This window comes from Pedobacter sp. ASV1-7 (genome assembly GCF_040203335.1).
Lineage (GTDB): Bacteria > Bacteroidota > Bacteroidia > Sphingobacteriales > Sphingobacteriaceae > Pedobacter.
Window position 1 is genome coordinate 549,979 of the sequence record NZ_JBEHBV010000002.1, and the last position, 22,789, is coordinate 572,767.

Annotated in this window: 23 protein-coding genes; 10 read left to right on the forward strand and 13 right to left on the reverse strand. The window is 35.5% G+C overall.

Going from position 1 to position 22,789, the window contains the following annotated elements; translation table 11 throughout:
- Positions 1 to 5: 5 nt before the first annotated feature.
- Positions 6 to 1,745 carry an amidohydrolase gene (locus ABDJ41_RS07210; RefSeq protein ID WP_349785206.1) on the reverse strand — a complete coding sequence of 580 codons (1,740 nt, stop codon included), beginning with the start codon at positions 1,743 to 1,745 and terminating at the stop codon, positions 6 to 8.
- Between the two features lie 194 nt (positions 1,746 to 1,939).
- Between ABDJ41_RS07210 and ABDJ41_RS07215 the strand changes: the two genes are divergently transcribed.
- Positions 1,940 to 2,509, forward strand: coding sequence for a PAS domain-containing protein (locus tag ABDJ41_RS07215; RefSeq protein ID WP_349785207.1), 570 nt, complete (start codon positions 1,940 to 1,942; stop codon positions 2,507 to 2,509).
- On the opposite strand, the gene ABDJ41_RS07220 is transcribed toward ABDJ41_RS07215, so the two are convergent.
- Entirely contained in the window at positions 2,510 to 3,664 is a 1,155-nt protein-coding gene (locus ABDJ41_RS07220; RefSeq protein WP_349785208.1) for a hypothetical protein, read from the reverse strand.
- A 139-nt stretch (positions 3,665 to 3,803) separates the two neighbouring features.
- Between ABDJ41_RS07220 and ABDJ41_RS07225 the strand changes: the two genes are divergently transcribed.
- Positions 3,804 to 6,203, forward strand: coding sequence for a TonB-dependent receptor (locus tag ABDJ41_RS07225; RefSeq protein WP_349785209.1), 2,400 nt, complete (start codon positions 3,804 to 3,806; stop codon positions 6,201 to 6,203).
- A 68-nt stretch (positions 6,204 to 6,271) separates the two neighbouring features.
- Here the strand turns inward: ABDJ41_RS07225 and ABDJ41_RS07230 are convergent, their stop codons facing one another.
- The 5 genes from ABDJ41_RS07230 to ABDJ41_RS07250 all read right to left on the reverse strand — a co-directional run bounded on the left by ABDJ41_RS07230 (position 6,272) and on the right by ABDJ41_RS07250 (position 12,772).
- Positions 6,272 to 7,906 (reverse strand): ABC-F family ATP-binding cassette domain-containing protein, encoded by a 1,635-nt coding sequence (locus tag ABDJ41_RS07230; RefSeq protein WP_349785210.1) that lies wholly within the window; start codon positions 7,904 to 7,906, stop codon positions 6,272 to 6,274.
- Positions 7,907 to 8,029: 123 nt separating this feature from the next.
- Positions 8,030 to 10,249, reverse strand: a complete 2,220-nt coding sequence (locus tag ABDJ41_RS07235) for a PVC-type heme-binding CxxCH protein (protein ID WP_349785211.1) — start codon at positions 10,247 to 10,249, stop codon at positions 8,030 to 8,032.
- Positions 10,250 to 10,280: 31 nt separating this feature from the next.
- Positions 10,281 to 10,820 carry a discoidin domain-containing protein gene (locus ABDJ41_RS07240; protein ID WP_349785212.1) on the reverse strand — a complete coding sequence of 180 codons (540 nt, stop codon included), beginning with the start codon at positions 10,818 to 10,820 and terminating at the stop codon, positions 10,281 to 10,283.
- A 240-nt stretch (positions 10,821 to 11,060) separates the two neighbouring features.
- Entirely contained in the window at positions 11,061 to 11,576 is a 516-nt protein-coding gene (locus ABDJ41_RS07245; RefSeq protein WP_349785213.1) for a hypothetical protein, read from the reverse strand.
- 158 nt (positions 11,577 to 11,734) lie between these two features.
- Positions 11,735 to 12,772 carry a DNA topoisomerase IB gene (locus ABDJ41_RS07250; RefSeq protein ID WP_349785214.1) on the reverse strand — a complete coding sequence of 346 codons (1,038 nt, stop codon included), beginning with the start codon at positions 12,770 to 12,772 and terminating at the stop codon, positions 11,735 to 11,737.
- Between the two features lie 175 nt (positions 12,773 to 12,947).
- Here ABDJ41_RS07250 and ABDJ41_RS07255 point away from each other — a divergent pair, with 175 nt between their 5' ends.
- The 8 genes from ABDJ41_RS07255 to ABDJ41_RS07290 all read left to right on the forward strand — a co-directional run bounded on the left by ABDJ41_RS07255 (position 12,948) and on the right by ABDJ41_RS07290 (position 19,093).
- A complete protein-coding gene (locus tag ABDJ41_RS07255; protein ID WP_349785215.1) occupies positions 12,948 to 13,100 on the forward strand; it encodes a lmo0937 family membrane protein in 153 nt (50 codons plus the stop codon).
- A gap of 222 nt (positions 13,101 to 13,322) precedes the next feature.
- On the forward strand, positions 13,323 to 13,799 hold the full coding sequence (locus ABDJ41_RS07260) for a cupin domain-containing protein (protein WP_349785216.1): 477 nt from the start codon (positions 13,323 to 13,325) through the stop codon (positions 13,797 to 13,799).
- Positions 13,800 to 13,832: 33 nt separating this feature from the next.
- Entirely contained in the window at positions 13,833 to 14,834 is a 1,002-nt protein-coding gene (locus ABDJ41_RS07265; RefSeq protein WP_349785217.1) for a sensor histidine kinase, read from the forward strand.
- 5 nt (positions 14,835 to 14,839) lie between these two features.
- Positions 14,840 to 15,592, forward strand: coding sequence for a LytR/AlgR family response regulator transcription factor (locus ABDJ41_RS07270; protein WP_349785218.1), 753 nt, complete (start codon positions 14,840 to 14,842; stop codon positions 15,590 to 15,592).
- A gap of 119 nt (positions 15,593 to 15,711) precedes the next feature.
- A complete protein-coding gene (locus tag ABDJ41_RS07275; protein ID WP_349785219.1) occupies positions 15,712 to 16,797 on the forward strand; it encodes an alpha/beta hydrolase in 1,086 nt (361 codons plus the stop codon).
- A 23-nt stretch (positions 16,798 to 16,820) separates the two neighbouring features.
- Positions 16,821 to 17,531, forward strand: coding sequence for a carboxymuconolactone decarboxylase family protein (locus tag ABDJ41_RS07280; protein ID WP_349785220.1), 711 nt, complete (start codon positions 16,821 to 16,823; stop codon positions 17,529 to 17,531).
- Between the two features lie 2 nt (positions 17,532 to 17,533).
- Positions 17,534 to 18,595, forward strand: a complete 1,062-nt coding sequence (locus tag ABDJ41_RS07285; protein WP_349785221.1) for an alpha/beta hydrolase — start codon at positions 17,534 to 17,536, stop codon at positions 18,593 to 18,595.
- Positions 18,596 to 18,604: 9 nt separating this feature from the next.
- Positions 18,605 to 19,093: a cupin domain-containing protein gene (locus ABDJ41_RS07290; RefSeq protein ID WP_349785222.1), complete on the forward strand. Its 489-nt coding sequence runs from the start codon at positions 18,605 to 18,607 to the stop codon at positions 19,091 to 19,093.
- Positions 19,094 to 19,095: 2 nt separating this feature from the next.
- Here the strand turns inward: ABDJ41_RS07290 and ABDJ41_RS07295 are convergent, their stop codons facing one another.
- The 6 genes from ABDJ41_RS07295 to ABDJ41_RS07320 all read right to left on the reverse strand — a co-directional run bounded on the left by ABDJ41_RS07295 (position 19,096) and on the right by ABDJ41_RS07320 (position 22,787).
- A complete protein-coding gene (locus ABDJ41_RS07295) occupies positions 19,096 to 19,878 on the reverse strand; it encodes a TspO-related membrane protein (protein WP_349785223.1) in 783 nt (260 codons plus the stop codon).
- Position 19,879: 1 nt separating this feature from the next.
- Positions 19,880 to 20,347 carry an SRPBCC family protein gene (locus tag ABDJ41_RS07300; RefSeq protein WP_349785224.1) on the reverse strand — a complete coding sequence of 156 codons (468 nt, stop codon included), beginning with the start codon at positions 20,345 to 20,347 and terminating at the stop codon, positions 19,880 to 19,882.
- Positions 20,337 to 21,035 (reverse strand): lycopene cyclase domain-containing protein, encoded by a 699-nt coding sequence (locus tag ABDJ41_RS07305; RefSeq protein ID WP_349785225.1) that lies wholly within the window; start codon positions 21,033 to 21,035, stop codon positions 20,337 to 20,339. Before ABDJ41_RS07305 ends, ABDJ41_RS07300 begins: the two co-directional genes overlap by 11 nt.
- Positions 21,035 to 21,490, reverse strand: a complete 456-nt coding sequence (locus ABDJ41_RS07310) for a sterol desaturase family protein (protein ID WP_349785226.1) — start codon at positions 21,488 to 21,490, stop codon at positions 21,035 to 21,037. The genes ABDJ41_RS07305 and ABDJ41_RS07310 overlap by 1 nt, the downstream gene beginning before the upstream one ends.
- A gap of 8 nt (positions 21,491 to 21,498) precedes the next feature.
- Positions 21,499 to 21,888, reverse strand: coding sequence for a hypothetical protein (locus tag ABDJ41_RS07315; RefSeq protein WP_349785227.1), 390 nt, complete (start codon positions 21,886 to 21,888; stop codon positions 21,499 to 21,501).
- Positions 21,889 to 21,950: 62 nt separating this feature from the next.
- A complete protein-coding gene (locus ABDJ41_RS07320; protein WP_349785228.1) occupies positions 21,951 to 22,787 on the reverse strand; it encodes a phytoene/squalene synthase family protein in 837 nt (278 codons plus the stop codon).
- Between the last annotated feature and the right edge of the window lie 2 nt (positions 22,788 to 22,789).

The following is a 22,789-nucleotide window of genomic DNA, read 5'->3' on the forward strand; positions in this document are numbered from 1 at the left end:
AAGTTCTATTTTTCTTTCTGTTTAAATACTGTCTTACCCTCTTTTATGGTTTCCAATACTTTAATCGACCTTAATTGTATAGGATCGATAGCCAGCGGGTCTTTATCTAGAATTACCAAATCGGCCAGTTTACCTACTTTTAAAGAGCCTTTGCTATCTTCTTCATGGTATTGATAAGCAGCATTGATGGTTATTGCTTTTAATGCATCTATAACTGGAATACGTTGGTCTGGACCTAAAACCATTCCAGAACGCGTCGTTCTGTTTACAGCCGCATAAACCCCGGTTAATAAATCTGGTGGGGTAACTGGAGCATCATGATGCATGGTAAAAGTAATCCCAGCATCTTTAGCAGCCTTAGCCGGACTGATAAAAGAAGCTCGTTTAGGACCGAAAACACTTTGATAATGCCAATCGCCCCATAAATACACATGTGCCGAAAAATACGAAGGTAGAACACCTATCTCTTTAATTTTAGGAATATGATCAGGTCTGCTGTTTTGCACATGGATTAAGGTTGCCCTTAGCTCTTGCTTATAGACCCCTTCTGCTTTAAGTTTGCCTATAACGCGAAGTGCCTGATCTATAGCGGCATCCCCATTTACATGCAATTGAGCAGTAACGCCTTTAGAAAAAATCTTTTTCAAATCATCATATAAAGTCTCATCCGAAAAAATAGGAAATCCTTTATAGTTCTTATCTTTTCCTTCCGGTGGAACAATATATGGTTCTGTAAGCCAAGCTGTTTTCCCTTGTGGTGAACCATCATCAGAAAATTTAAACCCACCAAATTTCAGTCGGCTTTCATAACGCATATAATGTGGTAAAAAAGATTCCCAATCCTTTTTATTTGCTTCAAAATCAGGAAAATAAACCAGATCAGCTTTTAAAAGCTTTTTATCTGCGACTTCTTTCAAAAGAGCAAGCCCTACTCCCATTGTTCTGCCATCACAAATGGTTGTTTGTCCATAACTTAACCATTCGTCTTGTGCCTTGATAAAGTCCTTTAGCTCTTGCGAAATACCATCAGTTTCTTTTGGTTTTGGTAAAAGCGCCATTAATTTCATCAGTGCAGAAAAACTGGCATTCTCTTCCAATTTACCATTTAAGCGATTGGTTTTAACATCTCTTCCATAATGACCACCTTCCGGATCTTTTACATCTTCAGGAATTTGAAGTAGTTTGAGCATAGCACTGTTTACAACGCTTGCATGTCCAGAAGTATGAATAACGATAAGAGGATGTGTAAGGCTAACCGCATCTAATTCACCTCGTGTGGGATGGCGATGTTCAACCATAATGGCATCATCATATCCATTTCCTATCAAAGGCATATTTACAGCTAACTGATGCTTATCTATATACTTTTTTAAAGTAGTTTGAAGCTCTGGTATGCTATTAACTGTTCCATATGGTGTGGGAGATAAATCAACCGCTTGCGACATTCCTGAACGCGAGGTAATGTGTCCATGCGCATCAATAAATCCAGGTAATAAAGTCTTGTTTTCTAAATTGACCTGTACAGTTTGTTTTCCAATAAAATCTTTGATTTTTTCTTTTGAACCTGCAAAAACAATTTTACCATCTTTAACAGCCAAAGCTTCTACCTGAGGAACGTCATCCTCCATTGTTAAAATAGTTCCTCCGGAATAAAGAACATCAGCAGCTGCCTTTTGATTTTGACAAGAGCTAGTTATTGAAAGTAACAGAGGTAACAATATAAGTAAATATGTATTGTTCCGCATAAGCCTTTTTTATAAATATACAGTCATATTAAATATACAATATATTTAGCATAATCCAATTTCCAACGATACTTAGTAAATTTGCAATTGATTACTGTGTTAACATGGTCAAAAAAGTAGTCTCTTGGGTTCAGCCCAAATTTAAGTCTGCATCAAGTATTAATAACATAAAAGATCTCCATTAAAAATTGTAAATGGTTCATTCTGAATTTTATTCCAGTTTACTGGATCAGTTAAGTATTGTCGCTATCACCGATCGCTCAGGTAAAATTGTTTATGCTAATGATAAATTCTGTTCCATCTCAGGATATGAAAGAGAAGAGTTAATTGGTGTTGATCATCGGATTATCAATTCCTCTTATCACCCTAAGTCTTTCTTTATAAACCTATGGAAAACCATTTCATCAGGTCAAACCTGGCGCGGTGAAATTAAAAACAAAGCAAAAGATGGTACTTTCTATTGGGTTGATACATTTATCGTTCCCAGAATAGATGAAAACCAAAAAATATCAAGATACTATTCCATTCGACTAGACATTACAGAAAGGAAATTGAAAGAAAGCGAGCTCAATGACATAAGGGTATTACAATCTCATCAGGTTAGAAAACCAGTAGCAAATATGCTTGGATTAATGGAACTCATTGAAACGGAAGAGATGAATGAATCCTCCAGGTTATTGTACGAAATGCTAAAGAAAAGTATAATGGAGTTAGAAGACTCCATTATGAGTATTGTTAAACTTCAAAAGTCAAGCAGTAACTAACTATTTTACCAGGATAAATGAGTTTTGAGTATCCCCTACCCATTTGTATTTATAGATTGTACTTTCCTGTTGTCCGTCCTTGCTTTTCTTATTGTGAGAGATATAAAATAAACCATCACCTAAAGTGCATAAACCTGTAGCTCCCCATTTAAAATTCCATCCTCTAATTCCAGTTTTGGAATCTTTGGGTCCTGCTTCCAATAAAGAAAGGGTTTTAACATTTATTTTTTGATTGTCTGATGATATTTGTGCTTTACCTGGCTTTTTATGCCCATCAATTACAAACAAATCATAATTTGGAAACCCTTTTTTCCCTCCGCGATATACAGCTGCGAATAAATTTCCGGTATAAGAATCATATTCCAGATTTTGAATACCATATCTTGTGCTTCCAGTTTTTACAAAGTATTTCTCTATAGGCTTTGCAGGTCCGGATTGGTGCAGTTTATCCTGAGATAAGGCTTGTGCATATTTATTCCAATTGGCAATATCATACTTTAATAAAACCTGATGATCATTGTCGTCTCTGTCTGTATCTCCGTAAACACCATAGGCCACATACAAATATTTTTTATTAGGGTTTGCACCACCTATTGCGGGAGCAAAAGCAACACCATCTATTCCAGAGCAAGCAAACCTATGTGATTTTGTTTTATCTCCTACCTTTACCTGAGCTTCATAGTCTTTCACTACTTCCTGTAAATAAACAGTACGTAATAAATTTTCCTTTTCAGCATTCATATTCGGGCGTACTATATGAGAGCCATCAAATATGGCAATATAGAAACCACTTTTATTGCTATTATTCGCTCCCAATTCTTTTCTGATCCCCTTACCAATCGCATCATTTTTATATTCCAAAGACCCATATATCTTACCATCCTCTTTATTAAAATCCAAATCACCAAGATGCCCTAAAAAACCAGTTACACTTCCTATCAATTTACCGTTAAGGTCCATTTTAATGAGCTTATCTGTAAAAGAAAAATATACATATCCATTTGCTTTATCGACAGCAACACCCTGAACATGCAATCCACCTTGTTTTCCAGAATAAATCGAATCCGGCAAATTTGCCAGCATATTTACATTTTGAGATTGAGCGTTTAGTGTTAATGCTATAAAAAAAAGAGGGAATAAAATTAGTTTCTTCATGCTTTTAAAATTCAGTCAACTAATCTACTTTAATTATTAATCATTTTATTATTTTTTGTTACAAAAAGTTTAAATATATTATTTTTCTGAACGTAGGGGTAAAACTAAAACTGGTTGTCATATTGGAAAACCAAATCTTATGAATATAAAAACTTTACCAGTTCTTATCTTGCTGTTTTTACAACAAACCATGTACGTTCAGGCTCAAGATAAAGAGACTACAAACTTAAACAATCAAGCATTAACAGGAATCATAAAAGGGACAGTAATAGATAAAGGAACCAGGTTACCATTATCGGGTGTAACCATCAGACTCAGTTCAAACTCAGCAGTTAAGCCATCAATGACTGATCAAAATGGCACCTTTCGTTTAACTGGAGTCAACTTGGGGCGTCAAGTATTACATGCCACTATTACGGGATATAAATCTGTTATCTTTTCAGAGGGGTTGATTACCAGTGGAAAGGAAAATGTAATTAACCTGGAAATGGAGGCACAAGCCAATAACCTGAATGAAGTGGTTGTAAATACCAATTCAGGGAAGAAACCTTTAAATCAAATGGCACTAACCAGTGGCCGCTCCTTCTCTCCGGAAGAAACCAATCGTTATGCAGGTGCTTTTTTTGACCCGGCAAGGATGGCGCAGAGTTTTCCAGGTGTTGTTGCTGGTGGTGATGACAATGAAATTATTGTAAGGGGAAATTCGCCTAAGAGTTTACAGTGGCGATTGGAAGGTATAGAAATTGTTAACCCTAATCATTTTGGAAGTGAAGGGGCCTCGGGTGGGGGTATCAGTATGATCAATACCACTATATTAAGCACATCAGACTTTTATACAGGTGGTCTTGCTGCTGAATATGGAAATGCAATTTCTGGAGTATTCGATTTAAAGTTCAGAAAAGGGAATACTGATAAACGCGAGTATGCCTTTAACATTGGTGTACTAGGTGCTGGAGCTACTTTAGAAGGCCCTTTTAAAAAAGGAGGAAGTGCATCATATCTGGTTAGTTATCGTTACTCTTCACTTAGTTTATTGGAAAAAGTCGGGGTTGAAGTATCTGATGCAGGTACACCTAAATATCAGGACTTATCATTCAATTTTGTGTTTCCCACAAAAAAAGCTGGTACTTTTTCTTTGTTTGGCATAGGGGGACTGGGTAAAATTGATAAGGTTGCTGAACGCGATTATCAAAAGTGGGAAGAAAGGTTTGATGGTTTCGATATGAAATTAGGTTTTAACGCTGGAAGTGCTGGACTTAAGCACCTCTATATAGCCAGTAATAAATTATATTTTAATAACATCATTTCTGTATCCTCCAGTCAGAGTTCAAACACTACAGATACACTTACCAAAAGCTATGTACCGAGTCTTGACCATGAGGATAAGTATACTAATACAGCAATCCGATACGCAGGAACATTAAATTACAAGATCAATGCTTCAAATACAATTAGAGCAGGTGTAAATGCAAGCTTATTGAAATACAACCTCTACGCCTTAAGTTTTGATACTGAATTGCAGCGATTAAAAGAATTGATCAATCAAAAAGGAAGCACCAGCAGTTATGATGCTTTTATTCAACATAAAGCAGAATTAACGGATAAGCTAACTTTGAATACCGGCTTACATGCCAATTACTTTATGATGAGCAAAAGCTGGAGCATAGAGCCGCGAGTAGGCTTAAACTGGCAAACCTCAGCTGATCAATCAATATCTTTCGGAGCAGGTTTGTATAATCGGCTTGAACCACTCTCTTACTATTTTGCAAAAAGTGCTGAAGATATTGGAGCAGGTCAATCGAATGAAACATTATCACCAACAAAATCTGCACAAGCAGTATTGGGATATGAAAAGCTCTTTGGTGGTAATTTTAAGTTTAAAACAGAAGTTTATTATCAGCACTTATATAATGTTCCGGTATCTGCTGATCCTAATATCAACTTCTCTTTACTCAACGTTTCCGATAATTCAGCAATAAGCTCTTCTACTTATCCTCAATTGATTAACAAGGGAACCGGTAGAAATTATGGGGTTGAATTTTCACTTGAAAGATCATTAAGTAAAGGCTATTATTTTATTGCAACCTCCTCCCTATTTGATTCCAGGTTTAAGGCTTTAAATGGAAAAGAGTTTAACACAACTTTTAATACCCGCTATGTAGGCAATTTACTAGCTGGGAAAGAATGGAGTACTGGCAAAAAAAAGAATAACATATTCGGATTGAATGCAAAGCTGATTTATGCAGGAGGCCGCAAATACTCCCCTATCCTGGTAGAAGAATCTTTCCGGTTGGATGAGGAAGTTATTGATCAGAATAAAATCAACACTTTAACAGCAGATCCTTATATAAGAGTTGATTTTTCGTCCAGTTATCGCATCAATGGTAAAAAAGTGAGTCATTTAATTATTCTGGATATTCAGAACCTTTTAAATAGAGAAAATACTGTCGGAATGCACTATAATTTCAGTAAACGGATTATTGAACCAGAGAAATGGAGTGGTATTGTTCCAACGATAAATTATAGGATAGAATTTTAGGATCTATTTAATTTACTGAAAATAAAAAGAGAGAATCAGATGTCTAAAATTCTCTCTTTTCTATTATTTTAGTTTTGCTCGATTTCCTTTAAGCTATCCATTTTCTTATAAGCCAGGAATCCTTTAATATCTTCAAAATGTTCCCGAACGCGCTTATTACCAAACTCGAATACTTTTTTTGCCAGTCCATCCAGGAAATCCCGATCATGGGACACCAGGATCAAAGTGCCATCAAAATCCTTAAGTGCATCCTTGATAATGTCTTTGGTCTTCATGTCCAGATGATTGGTAGGCTCATCCAGGATCAATACATTTACAGGTTCTAAAAGTAGCTTGATCATGGCTAGACGTGTTTTCTCTCCTCCAGAAAGTACCTTTACTTTTTTCGTAGTATCATCACCACTGAACATGAAGGCACCTAAAAGGTCTTTAATTTTTATAGCACCATTGCTCAATGGAATCTGGTCAATGGTTTCGAATACCGTTAAGTTCTCGTCAAGTAATGCTGCCTGGTTTTGAGCAAAGTAACCAATCTTGGCATTATGCCCAACTTTTAAATCTCCTTCAAAATCAATCTCGCTCATAATGGCTTTGATCATGGTCGATTTACCTTCACCATTTTTACCCACAAAAGCCACCTTTTCTCCACGCTCAATTACCATAGATGCCTTTTCGAATACCACATGATCGCCATAAGCTTTAGTTAGTTCTTCTACAATTACCGGATACTGACCAGAACGTGGCGATGGAGGAAATTTTAATCGTAATGCCGAAGTATCTATTTCATCTATTTCAATAACTTCCAGCTTTTCAAGCATTTTCACACGCGATTGTACCTGCAGAGTTTTAGAATAAGTCCCCCTGAACCTATCTATAAACTCCTGGTTATCTGCAATAAAACGTTGTTGTTCCTCATATGCTTTTAGTTGGTGCACACGGCGATCAGCACGCAACTGCAGATAATGACTGTATTTTGCTTTGTAATCATATATCCTACCCATTGTAACCTCGATGGTACGATTGGTAATGTTATCAACAAAAGCACGATCGTGTGAGATCACCATAACTGCCTTTGCCGAATTGATCAGGAAATCCTCCAACCATTGTATACTCTCAATATCCATGTGGTTAGTAGGCTCATCCAATAAGATAAGATCTGGTTTCTTTAACAGGATTTTAGCCAGCTCAATACGCATACGCCATCCCCCGGAAAACTCAGAAGTCTGACGACCAAAATCTTTGCGTTCAAAACCTAAGCCTTTCAACACCTTCTCCACCTCTGCGTCATAATTAACCTCTTCAATCGAATAGAATTTCTCGCTCAATTCCGACACGCGTTCAATCAACTTCATGTAATCGTCACTTTCGTAGTCGGTACGAATAGTAAGTTGTTCATTCAACTCATCAAGCTCTTTTTGCATCTGGTTTACCTCCGCAAAGGCTTTCATCGTTTCTTCAAAAACGGTAACCTTATCATCGGTAAGCAAATGCTGTGGCAAATATGCTATTACTGCATCCTTTGGACCTGTTACGTTACCAGAAGTAGGTTTAGCCACATCGGCAATGATCTTTAAAATAGTCGATTTACCTGCACCATTTTTACCCATCAGGGCAATTTTATCATTCTCGTTTATCGAAAAGGTTACGTCGCTAAATAGTGTGGTTCCGCCAAATGAAACGGAGATGTTGTTTACATTAATCACAGTATAGAAATATTGAATTTCGGCAAAGATAAGAGAAAGACCTCAGATTATTTTTTCAAATCTAAGAAGCCGTTAAGTAAACTAAATCACTTAACGGCTTCAAAAGCCAGCCTTTTAAATTTTCTATTTCAATAAATTAAGCTCAGCCCAGGTCCATGGACTTGTTCTATTGACTGTTTGCTCTCTTACTTTCTTCACTTCGGTTGGTTTAATTGCCGCAGCCTTATTTCCCATACCATTTCTGATATAGCTTAAAATAGAAGCTATATACTCATCATCATTCGCTCCTAGTGCAGGCATCTCATCTGCATAAACTTTACCGTCAATTGGCCCTTTTAAACCTTGCAGAAGAATACGAATAAGTTTAACAGGATCGCCGTTAACATTCTTGTTAGAGGCTAATGGTGGTGCAGGCAAATCTTTAGCACCTAGCACGCCTTTACCTTCCGGTCCATGACAGGTTGTACATAGCTGGTTATAAATCGTAGCTCCCTTAAGCACTAATTTTCTATCTTCCTCAGCCAATTGTTTAGATGCCATCTCATGCAATTTCTGTTCTCTTTGATGAACAAAATACTTCCTGTACGATTCAATTAAGACACGCTGTTTAGGATACTTCTTTACCAATTCATTGATAATGCTTTTAGCTTTTTCAGACTCACTAAATCTTAGCGATAAAGCAAGTTGGAATCTCACATCTGCACTTTCGTCATTAATAAATGGTTCTAAAAAATTTATCAGATCTTCATCTCCTTTTGTAATGGCCTCTTCAGCTACCCAAACCGCATTTTTTCTTACCGTGGCATCTTTATCCTTTAATGCGGCTTTCAAAGTTGCTTTATCCAAAGCTTTTAGCCCGTCTAAAGTCCAGATTGCATGGATACGAGCTAATGGATCAGTAGAGTTTAACACAAGGTTTTTCAATGCCGGGGCTACCGACTGATCTCCTTTTATAACCATTAATTTTTGTGCATTGTCTCTCCACCACCCATTCGGATGAGATAAATATTGTACCAACTGACTTGAGGGCATGCTCAATGTTTTTGGTTTAGCCTGATCAGGTTTAATTCCATCATATACCAATCTGTAAATCCGTCCTTTACCAATATTTTTATCAAACTTTTTACTTAAGATCTGTCCTCCCAGATAAGTTCCGCTTTTTGTCCAATTGCTTTCCTGAATGATCCCATGATGCATATCTACAATATACAAACAGCCATCGGGCCCTGTTAAACTATTAACGGGTCTGAAATTCATATCTGTAGACGCAAGAAACTCTTCTTCTTTATAAGCATTCTGAAGCGTAATAAAGCCATCAGTATTTGTCACTTTTGCTCTTCTGATCAATCGTCCTACAGGCTCAGGTATTAAGAGATCTCCAACCATATCAGCAGGTAAAGAGTTTCCTCTAAAAACAGATTGCCCAGAACATGCAGTAAAATTATTTAGTGTACTGTCTTTTCTTAGTCGATTAAGTCCACCTTGAACATCCGGAGTAGAAATAATGGGCCAAACTGCTCTAAAGTCTTGCTCATACTGTCCTCCAATATCCAGACGACCGAAATATGGGTTTTGCTGAAAATCCAATGCTGGTGTTTCCCCTCCTGCTGAAGAATAAAATAAACGGCCATAGTTATCGTTCGCCAACCCCCACTGACCACCTGATCCATTAATCAGCTTTTCGGCTTCTAATTCCCCATTATTATAGCGATACCGAATGTTATCATAAGTAACATATAGCCTGTTATCCAAGTTCCAGATTAAGCCACTTTTTTGGTGTTCTAAGTTGTTAGTACTGACTGCATCATTACGATACACTAGTTTTTTCTCATCAGCTTTTCCATCACCATCTGTATCTCTGTAACTATAAATATTGTTAGAGTTTGTCTCTGCCACCAACAATCTGTCATCTAAAGTTTGTATCAGACGAGGAAGTATAAGCTTATCAATAAAAACAACAGCTTTGTCCATTACTCCATCCCCATTAGTATCTTCCAGTCTCTTAATTGTACAGACAGGCTCCATTTGTCCAGTACCCTTAATGTCTTTCATGTAAGTATTCATTTCTGCAACGAACATCCTACCATTTCCATCAAAAGAAATAGCAACTGGCTCACTAATCATTGGCTCACTTGCCACCAGTTCCATTCTATATCCCTTTGGAAGATGAAATGACTGGAGACTCTCTTTCGGACTTAGGTATTTAGAGGTCGGATTGGTTTTAACAATAATCTTTCCTGAAGCATCTCTCTTCACAACATCTTTTAATACATTACATGTATAAAATAGGACTGGTAAGCTTAAAATAAAAGCACAATAAAAAATCTTATTATTTAATTTCATTTTTTGTATTGTATTATCGTTGTGAGACTTTTTACTTTTTAGCCGCCTGACCAAAAACTCTAAATTCATGAATAGACCAGTAATTACCATGGGAACCCGTTTGAATAACTTTGATGTATCTACCAGCTGTCTTTTTACTTAAAGTAATAACAGTTTCATTTTGTGTTCCTGCCCCGGTCGCCAACACAGTTCCCCAATTAGTTCCGTCATTAGACATATACACTTCGTATCCTTTAGGAGAGTCATTTTTACTTGCAGCAACATCTAACACGATTTTACTAACAGTATTAACAGCATTCATATCTAAAATAAAAAACTGACCACTAGCCTGAGAAACTCTGGTTTCCCATCTCGTTGCAGGATTATTATCAATAGCTTTTTTTGCTCCTTCAGGATTAAGCGAAGCGGTAGCTAACCATTGCCATCTATCTTCCGTTATTTCTTTATCTCCCTCCTGAAACTTACTAAAAGTTTTTTTCAAATGGTCCATTACATTTAAACTCGCATTGTTAGCATTCACACCTAACATGCCTACTGATAGTAATACCGATAAAATAATTGTTTTTTTCATAATTTTTATATTTGATTTAGTTTGATCCAGATATCCCAATTGGTTTTTAAGTATATCTGTTCCTCTAAAATCAACTTCCCGATTAACAAAAACATAATAAATGATTAATAATGAAATAATGGGTTAAAAAACCTAAAAACCGAAGAAAAAACACCAATAAAAGATCAGGCCCAAACTCGCTTTGATTAATTGAGTTTGGGCCTGATCGCCTGTCTTGTATGTTTATAAAGCTTAGTTTATTTAATGCTTACCATTTCCTTTGTTATTTTTATGTTCCTTCCAATTCCCTTTACCTGATGTCTTTCCATTTGAATATTGTTTCTTAGCTTGTCCAGGAGCCATCCCATGAGGATGTCCTTTAACTACATAATAACGTGGATCATCACTATAACGAATTATCTTTTGACCTGATCTCTTTTTATATTTTGCATATACTACCCTATCCCGATCAAAATTGTGATATGCATTTCTTGAATTTATAACGACTTTATACCCATTATACAAATCATAACTCCTATATCTTGTGGGTAATAAGGTCGAAAAAATCCATCTCCCATTGTCCTGATAGATAAACTGCTTTTTAGGTACATAGTAGTAACTTTCTATGTCAGGGAGATAATAATAATCTACATGATCATAACCAACTGGTCCCCACAAAGGCTGCGAGCCAATATTCACGTTTATACTCACTTGTGCAGATGCCCGGAATGAAATCAGGAACACTACTGCAAAAAGAGTTATCATTATCTTCTTCATAATTTTGTTTTTTAAATGAATATTTTCACTACTCAAAGTTGCAATGCGATCATGAAATCAACATGAAATTTCAAATTTATTATTACAATACTATTTGGAGGCTTTATTGTGTAGAATCCAGCTCATACAACATAGCTAACATAAAAAACTAAGAGACATTAACTATTATGTTTAAGAAAAGAAAGCAAGACTCTCTCATTGTTTTCCATCGCTTTCTCTGTAGGAAAATCGGACGTATCTATTTTTTTCAACCACTTATTCAGCATATCATTTCGATAAACTTCCAATAACGTTGGATATACATAGGAGCTTTTACAAATAGCTCGGGTATTCCCTAATTTTTTGGCCACGCAATCAAGTACCTCAACTTCTATTTTAGCTTTAGATTGCTCATCTTTATTATTACAGCAAATTGCAAACTGTCTTAATGCTTCTAAAGTCCCACCCCATGTTCGGAAATCCTTTGCAGTAAAATCATTTTCAGTAATTTCTTTGATATAATTATTAATCTGACCAGAATCTATACTTGTACGCTTACCGCCTCCATTATAATATTGAAAAAGCTCCTGACCTGCAATATCCCTGCATTTTTTCACAAGCCTCGCCAACCTTCTATCAGTCAAGTTAACATCATGCTGAACCCCCTTTTTACCAATAAAGGTTAGTCGTAACGAGCTTCCATTAATTTTCACATGCTTATCTTTCAATGTACTCAAACCTGTACTCCCGTACTGTTTCATATAAGCTTTGCCACCTACTCTCAGTAAAGTTTTTTGTAGGAGATCAAGACAAATTGCCAGCACCTTTAGTTCATCAAGTTCCTTACGTCGTAGATCTTTTTCAATTCTTTTCCTTGCTTTTGGCAATGCTTTACCAAACTCCAATAATCTAAAATACTTATTTTCAGACCTCCTTTTAATCCATTTATCATGATACTTATACTGCTTTCTATTAGCATTATCAAATCCTGTTGCCTGTAAATATCCATTTGGCTTAGGACTAATCCAAACTGATGTCCAAGCTGGTGGCAAGACAAGCGATGCTATTCTTTCAAGTGTATTTTTATCTTTAACCTTTTGACCACTTACATCTTCATAAAAAAAATGTCCTGGCTTACCTTTTCTGTAAATTCCAGGCATAAGATCCGTAATATATAACAATCCATTCTCTTTAATCAGGTCTTTAGTCTCGATCATACAAAATTAAGCTAAGATGTTGTATCCGTCATTGAACAATGCTGCGAAATAAATGTTTGTTATAAAAAATTGTTTTTGTAATTAAAAGGCATCTTTAAGCAAATTAGTCCTTTAATAAAACAAAAGCATTATCTAGATGGTTGTAGACACATACATTAACCTTAAAAATAATAATATGGGAAATCTACTTTATACGATCGCAGTCATTTTGGTCATCATATGGGCCATTAGTTTCTTTGGTGGTTTTTATACTGGCGGAATCATTCATACCTTAATTGTCATTGCTATTATAGCAGTCATTCTAGGTGTAATCAGAAGAGCTGCCTAATTACAAAAACCAGGCCCCTGCATATAACGCAGAGGCCTGGTTTCTATTTAAAATGGCCCAGACGTAGTTTATGGATAAATAGCTTTATCTACATATTTAGCTCCAAATTTTCAACTCAGTTCTTTCGTCTTGAAGATCAACATTTTCGCTTTGGCTATCACCTCGATGAAAGCAATATTTATTCTTTTGATGTTTGTACCATAATCATTAAAAGAATAAATTATGAAATTCAATTTAGTTAATACAACAAAAGCATTATTTTTCATTGCACTATCATTTGTTTTTATAAGTTTCAATAATAAAACCATTTCTTCTTTAAACTTTGATAAGGAAAAAAAACAAATCTCTAAGCAAAATATAATAGGAGAAGGAACTCAACAAATATTAGTCGATCAAAAGGCTTTAAACAAAGCCCATGTATCCGAAATCACATTAGCTCCGAATAGTTATACCCACTGGCATTCTCATCCAGGTGGACAAATCATGCTTGTAACTGATGGAGAAGGAGTTTATCAATCCAAAGGTAAAAGTAAAGTTAAGATAAAAAAAGGAGATGTAATTGAAACAATGGGCGGATTATATCACTGGAGCGGATCTGCGCCCAACTCTTCTTTATCCTACATATCGATAAAAATAGTTAAGGAAAATGGACTCGTCAATTGGCATGAGCCGATGACTAAAGGACGTTATTTAGAATAAGAATCCGAAGTCTAAAAAAGCTTAATTTTGAATATGAAAAAATACAATTCATACCAGTTATTTTTAATAAGCCTGATAGCTGCACTATTCGTTATATATCCAGATATAACCTGGTTGCCCTTCGATTTAGGAAAGCTCAATGAATCGGAAAAAACAAACTATATTGCTTTCTTTATATTACGATATATATTCCTCGGTGCATTGGTTTTTTTATTAATAAAAATTAACCTGAAGAAAATAAGAACCGTTGATTTCAAAAAGCGTTTTGCTTGTAATACAGTTATTTCAGTAGTAGTCTATGCTATATATGGAGGAATCTCTTTTCTTATCTATTCAAAGGTTAAGCATTATGGTAGCCTGGTTTTATTTCAATTTCTTGTTGTTTCCATTTTAAGTACGCTGATTGGACATATAGTAACCCTATACAATGAACAAAGAAAAAGAGAACAGGAAATTGAAGAATTAAGAATACAAAATCTGCAGAGTCGTTACGATGCATTGACAAACCAAATCAATCCGCATTTCTTTTTTAATTCTCTAAATGGCTTGACATCCCTAATCCGAAAAAAGAATAATGAAGAAACGTTGACCTATGTAAATAAGTTGTCGGATGTATTCCGGTACATTCTTCAGAGCGATAAAAAAGGATTGGTAACCTTGGATGAAGAACTCACTTTTGTTGATGCCTTTCGTTACATGATGGAAACCCGCTTTGCAAACAAATTGGAATACCGAATTAATATTGATGAGAAAGTATTGTCACATAAAATACCGGTATTGTCTATACTTCCTCTACTTGATAATATTGTTGTTCATAATATGATTGACTCTGAGCATAAAATGATTATCGATATATTCATCAATGAGAACAATGAACTGGTTGTTTCTAATCCTGTTTACCCTAAACTAAGTCCATCTGAGACCAATGGAACAGGGCTAAAAAACCTGGAAAGCCGTTATTTGTTATTGATGAACAGGCAGATCAGGATTGAAAATAAAGGAAGTATATTTAATGTCTATTTACCATTAGATTAATCAATATGAAGATACTAATTGTTGAAGATGAAACCGCTGCCTACGAGAGTCTATTGGAGATTCTAAAAGAAATTAACCCTAATATTGAAGTAATAGGTAATACAGAAAGTGTTAGCCAAACCATTAACTGGCTCAACAAAAGCCCTCTACCCGATCTGATATTAATGGACATTCATTTATCTGACGGTTCTGCATTTTTAATTTTTGAACACATTGAGATCGAAATCCCAATTATTTTCACAACAGCATATGACGATTATGCCATTGAAGCTTTTAAAGTAAACAGTATTGATTATTTGCTTAAGCCAATAAAACCGACCGAATTAGAACGAGCAATAAACAAATTCGAGAAATTGTCCCATACCAACATCATCGACTATTTATCAAAAGTAAATCAGTTGTCACCAACGCAACGTTATAAAAACAAACTCTTAGTTCCTATTAAGGACAAACTTTTACCGATAGATCTTAAAGAGGTTTCATTTTTCTATACTACTGATAAAAATACCTCCATTGGTCTGAAAGATGGAAATACCTTCTCTTATCCCAAAACCTTAGAGCATATTTTTTCCACTTTAAATCCAACCAATTTCTATCGAGCCAATAAACAATTTATCATTGCCCGTGATGCTGTAAAAAATATAACTATATGGTTTGATAGCCGCTTACTCATTACGCTTGACAGAGAAGTTCCTGAACGCATCTATATCAGTAAAAACAAAGCTGCAGATTTCAAAGAATGGCTTGTAAACGAATAAGAAAATAGTTGTTCATCTTTTCCTTTCGTCTTAAGGCTTCTAATTTTCGCTTTGGCTCTTCTATTCAAAGAAGCATGAATTAAATTCCTGAACTTTACTAGTAATATAAATTGCAGTATATGAACAGGAAATTAACAAGCCACCTTTTTACATTGACTATATTATTGCTCACCTCAATATCGCTTAATGCGCAAAACAACCAGAAGCCTTTAGTTATTGGCCAACAAGGAAGCTTTGCTGTAGGAGGGACAAAAGCCACGGAAGCGGGTAGCTTTGATCTGAATAATGCATTGAAGCCTCAGGGGCAGACTTTTCATGGGGATCATGCATATGCATTTTATCAAATTCCGGTAAAAGCCCGTAAATATCCATTGGTATTCCTGCATGGAGCCGGACAGTCTAAAAAAACATGGGAAACGACCCCTGACGGACGAGAGGGATTTCAGAATATCTTTCTTCGCAGAAAATTCCCTGTTTACCTGCTCGACCAGCCGAGACGCGGTGATGCAGGTAAAAGTTCCGTTTCAGCAACGATAAGCCCTACTGCTGATGAGCAATTTTGGTTTACCCAGTTTCGAATCGGCAATTATCCTGATTATTTTCCAGGTGTTCAGTTTCCTAAAGACGTGGTTTCATTAGAACAGTTTTATAGACAGATGACTCCGAATACCGGTGCTTTTGATAGCAATGTGATCTCAGATGCCATCTCTCAGCTTTTTAATAAGATTGGTGAAGGTGTTTTGGTTACCCATTCACAGGGAGGTGGCCCTGGTTGGTTTACAGCCATTAAAAATGATAAAGTTAAAGCAGTAGTAGCTTACGAACCTTATAGCGGCTTTCTATTTCCTGAAGGTGAACTTCCTCAGCCTATAAAATCATCTGGTCTTTTTGGTGAGTTGAAAGGAACAGAAATTCCATTGTCTGATTTCAATAAACTGTCTAAAATACCTATTGTTATTTATTACGGAGATAACATTGCAAAAGAACCTACTAAAATATGGAACAAAGATCATTGGCGTTCCGGACTTGAAATGGCAAAGATCTGGGCAGCTACCGTCAACAAACATGGAGGTGATGTAACTGTAATACACCTGCCAGAAATCGGTATCAAAGGCAATACGCACTTCCCCTTTTCTGATCTGAACAATATTGAAGTAGCTAACCAGCTCTCGAAATGGTTAATGGAAAAAGGCCTGGATAAATAACTTCTAATTAATATTCTACCAAAATGAAAAAAGCAATCTATTCTGCAATTATAATACTGGCTGCCATTACCAATTCAAAGGCACAAACTACAAATACAGATTTAAGTGCAAAACAACGATCCATTGTACGCATTTCTGCACTTACTGGAAAAGGTGACCTGTTAAACCTAAAATCTGAAATAAATGCTGGCCTGAATTCGGGTTTAACGATCAACCAGATCAGAGAGGCTATTGTACATCTTTATGCCTATGCTGGTTTTCCAAGAAGTATTCAGGGGTTACAAACGCTGATTTCCGTACTGGATGAACGTAAAGTTAAAGGCATTAAAGATGAAAAAGGCAAAGAAGCCTCACCTATTAACAATCAACGCAGCAAATATGAAAGAGGTAAGGCAATATTGGAAGAATTAACTGGTGTACCGGAAACAGGGTCAAAAACAGGATATGCGGCATTTGCGCCTGAAATAGAAGTGTTTCTTAAAGAACATCTTTTCGCCGATATTTTTGAGCGGGATGTATTAACGTATGCTGAAAGAGAGCTGGTAACAGTATCTGTACTCAGCAGCATTGGAGGTGTAGAACCTATGTTGCGCTCACATTTAAACATCTGTCTGAATGTTGGTCTATCCCCAGATCAATTACAACAATTTGTAGGACTTATCAAATCAAGCATAGGCAATAAAGAAGCAAAATCCACACAGTCCATATTGGACGAAGTATTAAAAAATAAATAAATATGAAAAAATTAACATCAATAATTGTATTAACTATGTCAGTAGTAGCTACAGATGTGGTATATGCGCAATCTACTCAAAAAACAAAACAACAAAATCCATATACTCTCGTGTATAATGGAGCAATTACCAAAAATGAAAAAGGAAAGGTAAACATTCATCCTGTAAAATATAAACTGAATGGGATTGAAATTGCTGCTAATATCTATACGCCGGCAAATTACGATGCCACAAAGAAATACCCTACAGTAGCAGTTGCCCATCCTAACGGTGGGATAAAAGAACAAACAGCCGGACTGTATGCTCAACGTCTGGCAGAGGCTGGCTACATCACCATCGTTGCCGATGCAGCATATCAGGGAGCAAGTGGCGGAGAGCCACGTCATACGGATAAACCTGCAAGCCGTATCGAAGATATCCGTGGCATGGCAGACTTTATTACGCAATACGCAGGCGTTGATGCAAACCGTTTAGGGGTTTTAGGTATTTGTGGTGGCGGTGGTTATACTTTAAAAGCAGCCCAATCTGACAAACGTTTTAAAGCCGTGGCAACCTTGAGTATGTTTAATTCAGGTGAGGTAAGACGCAATGGCTTTCAGAATTCTCAATTAAACACCATCCAGGAACGCTTAAAACAAGCTTCAGATGCTCGCGCACAGCAAGTAGCAGGAGGTAAAATAATTTATGCAGGTCTAGCTAGCGTTACAGATGAAGAAATCGCTAAAACCACAACCGATTTATATCGTGAGGGATTTGAGTACTACTATAGATCGCACGCACATCCAAATTCAACCTTTTTGTATACCATGAGTAGTCTGCTTGATTTAATGACCTGGGATGCCAGCACAAATATGGATTTAGTCAATCAACCGCTATTAATGATAACGGGAAGCAAAGCCGACACAAAATATATGACTGATGAAGCATTTCCAAAAGCGACAAATGCGAAAAGTAAAGAACTTTTTCTTATTGATGGAGCTACCCATATAGAGACCTATTGGAAATCGGAATATGTATCGCAAGCTGTAAATAAATTACTTAATTTTTATCAAAAAAACCTTTAAAAACTAGAAATGATGAACATAAAAAATATAGCCTTACTGTCTCTTATTACCTTAACTTCATTTTCTTGTACGCAGCAAAATAAGTCGGCACAATCTTCTCAATCAGAAACACAAGAACCATCAGTCTTTGCAAGAGGAAAACAAATAACCAATGATAATTTTACAGGAAATGTATGGCTGGAAAATTTAATCCAAGCAGACAGCTTAAACCAAAATTCTGTGGGGAGTGTTACTTTTGAACCGGGTGCAAGAAGTAAATGGCATACACATCCGGCAGGTCAAATATTGTTGGCTATTGATGGAGTTGGTTATTACCAGGAAAAAGGACAACTAAAAAAAATACTTCATAAAGGCGATGCCATAAAGTGCCCTGCGAATATACCCCACTGGCATGGTGCAAGTTCAGATTCCAAATTTGTTCAGGTAGCGGTAACCGGAAGGGAAAAAGGCGAAACGATATGGTTAGAGGCTGTAACAGATGAAGAATACAATTTTTAATTTCACATTTTTTCAAGAGAGCGAGTACGGTTTTTCAAAGCATTAATAATAATGGCAACAAATAGAATAGCTATAACCACATAGCATGAATATATGATATATATATTGCCATTATTATTTCCATTTGAAACAGCAATTGCCAGCAGTGCCCAAATACCTACCATTCCGTATTCGCGAAGGTTTCGCAACCAAATCATCAATATGTTAATCAAACCTGCTGTAAAAATCATAAATATTGTCCATGTAACTTCAGAAATCCCCCATCCAGTCCAATTTATTTTTGTTAGGAAAGCGGCTACGTTAGCAATAAAAGCAACAGAAATCCATCCAAAATATAACGCGAATGGCCAAAATATAAAAAGATAATTCCTAAAAGGGTGACCATCCAATTCCATACGTGTATTGATTATAATTTTCAGCAAAGAAATAAAAATCACAGCCATTAAGAGAACCGAAACACCCGTATGATCATATAACCATGCAATAACCCATAAAGAATTTGCAAAGCAAGAAATCACAAACCACCAACCAATTTTTAATAATATCGGGTTAACTTCATCTCTTTTAAAAAGACTACGACCTGTATAAAACACAAAACCAAGTAATCCAAGATAAATAAGTCCCCAAATTGAAAATGCATAGCCTGCTGGAGTAAAATAATTGAAATATTTATCTGATACAATTTTCATAGTATTACCATTCAATATTCCTGTATTAGAAAGATAATTGATCACAATTGTAGCTATTAAAGCTATACCATTACATATAGGAAGTATCTTTTTCATCTTATTGCTTTATAAATAATTGTTCCAAAACTTTCATTCTATAACTGAATATATCTTCAATTCGTTTTTTTATAAATAAAGAATGTACGAACTGACCTATAACTCCAAAAGGTAATTTATAATAAATGCAATCTTTTACTAAAACTCCATCTTCAAGCTCAACAAACCGATGAACATGTTTCCAACTTTTAAAAGGCCCGACAAGCTGAATATCAGTAAATTCTATCATTTCCTGAACATCCAGGATTTCGGTTCTCCAATGCAATGGTATATGAAATAAAGGTTTCACCGTGTAATCAATAATCATATGATTATAAATGTGATTATCCAGTTTTGTTAGCACTTTAAAATCCATTTCTTTAGGAGTCAACAATGCCAAATTATTAGGAGAAGAAAAGAACTCCCATGCTTTGCTAAGCTGAACAGGAAGAATTTGCTCTGTTTTGTAGATAAACTCTTTACTTTTCATGATTTGCAGATCTTTGGAATATTTTAAACATGTAGATATTTAACAAAAACTGTGTATAACCATAAACAGCATCTTCAATGGGGATTGTAAGTATACGCACATTTAAAAAATGTGCTGAATTGTAATTCACTATCGGTGATTCCAATCCACTACCAGTCAACACGCCATTTACCGGAATGAAACCGAGCATTAACACAAAAAACACCAAAGAGGCTTTTCCAATCCACCTTACACTTGCAAAGAAATGTAGAAAAACCAATGTTAAAGTTGTCACTACCGCGGTAACAAAAGTGTAGGTTTTATCGTAATTGAGCAGAGCGACCAGCACACAAACAATCACACTAACAAATACGATAATAGTATTAAAAGATTCTGCCCAATCAAGATTGAAAAATTTATCCAGGCAGAAATAAGTAAACACACATGAAAATGGAATACAAATGAAAAACAACCATTCTTCTATTGGTAATCCCAACAGGACTACCCCTGTTGTATAATCAGTATTAAACCACCATACCCCATATGCAGTAAACCATACATCCCAGGCAATAAAAGGAATAGCAACTAAAATACTTGCTTTTAAAAAGGCTGGAAAATGTTTATTAAACTTAATTCTTTTATCAAATGAAAAAATGAAACAAATTATGATCGTCAAAAAATTAATTAACAAATATGTGTAAGGTTTCATTACTTAGATTTTTTATAATACATTCTGAAATATTTCAAAGGCACATACAAAAAACCAAAACACTCCCCATTTTCCTTGTTTATATGTTTATGGTGTTGTTTATGTGCCCTACGAATAGCTAACAAATAAGGATTTTGAGTATTGTCTAACCATTTGATGCGTTGATGGATGAAAATATCATGTACTAAGAAATAAGCCATTCCATAAAGAGTAATCCCTAACCCCACATAAAAGAAATAATTATAATGATTTATTGAGCCGTAATACATTAAGGCAATAGCCGGCAAAGCAAAAATCACAAAGAAAAAATCATTGTTTTCAAATGGCCCTTTGGTGCTGTGATCGTGATGGTCGCGATGCAATCCCCATAACAAACCGTGCATTACATACTTGTGAATGAGCCAGGTGGCACCTTCCATCAATATAAATGTTATCAATAATATAATGAAATTCATATTTTTCTTTAGATAAGTGCCACCATCATTTTTTTCAAAATAGCAGACTTGATATTTTGAATCCCCTCTTGAACCTTTTTTTTATCTTCATCTATTTTACCAGAATACCCTAAAAAAGAAGGACAGTTTACCTGCACGGATAGTCTAACAAATCTAATTTCCACATTGTCAGGTTTGGATTTAACAGCCTCCTCTATATTTCTTTTACCTTTTTTGAAAGTACTTAGTTTTGAAATAGGATTAACAACATGCTTTGCCCAAATCGTTTGAAATGCTCCTAGGTAAGCAATCTTTATAGCGTCTTCTGTACCTGTACTCAATTTTTCTATCATTGCCTGACAAATTTTCTTGTCTGAAACAGCCTTTTCATAATTGATCCTTATTTTTTCCAAGTCCATCCCTCTTGAATTGAAAAATGTACAAATGGAAATAAAAAACAGAATCAACACATTCATGAACCTCATAATATCGCCATTTTATACTGTATATAACTACTCATTGCCAGTGAAAATTTTTGTCCATTGTGGATACGTATCCTTTGAATCATAATTTTTTCTGCTGATGTATTCTTTATTTTTTTAAATAAGGACAAATAATATTTATAGGCTAGATACACGCCAAACCTGGAGGAGGATGGCAATTTTTTAATCCCAATCAATGCATCTTTAAAATCTTCCTCAATCTCATTTTCAACTTGAGCCTTAATCTTATTATTGAAAACGCTCATATCGATATTAGGGAAGTATGTTCGACCTAAAACATGAAAATCATCTTTCAAATCACGCAAAAAATTCACCTTTTGAAAAGCTGAGCCTAATTTCATCGCATAAGGTTTTAGCAGTTCAAATGCTTCTTTCTTATTTTCTGTAAATACTTGAAGGCACATCAGTCCAACAACTTCAGCAGAACCTAAAATGTATTCTTTGTACAAATCGGAATTGTAATCAATTTGCTGTAAATCCATTTCCATACTGTGTAGGAATTGTTCAATCAGAGCCTTGTCAATATTAAAGTTGTTGACTGTTTCCTGGAATGATTGTAAAATAGGATTAAGAGAAATGTTCTCATCAATTGCACTCCAGGTTTCTGTTTTTAAACGTTGCAGTAACCGTTCTTTGTCATAATCATGAAAACTATCTACAATTTCATCAGCCAAACGCACATAACCATAAATAGCATAAATAGCAGGACGGATAGATGGTTTTAATGCCAGAATTCCTAATGAGAAACTAGTGCTATATTTTTCTGTAACCGCTTTGCTTACTTTGTAAGCTAATTCATCAAATAACTTTTTCATTC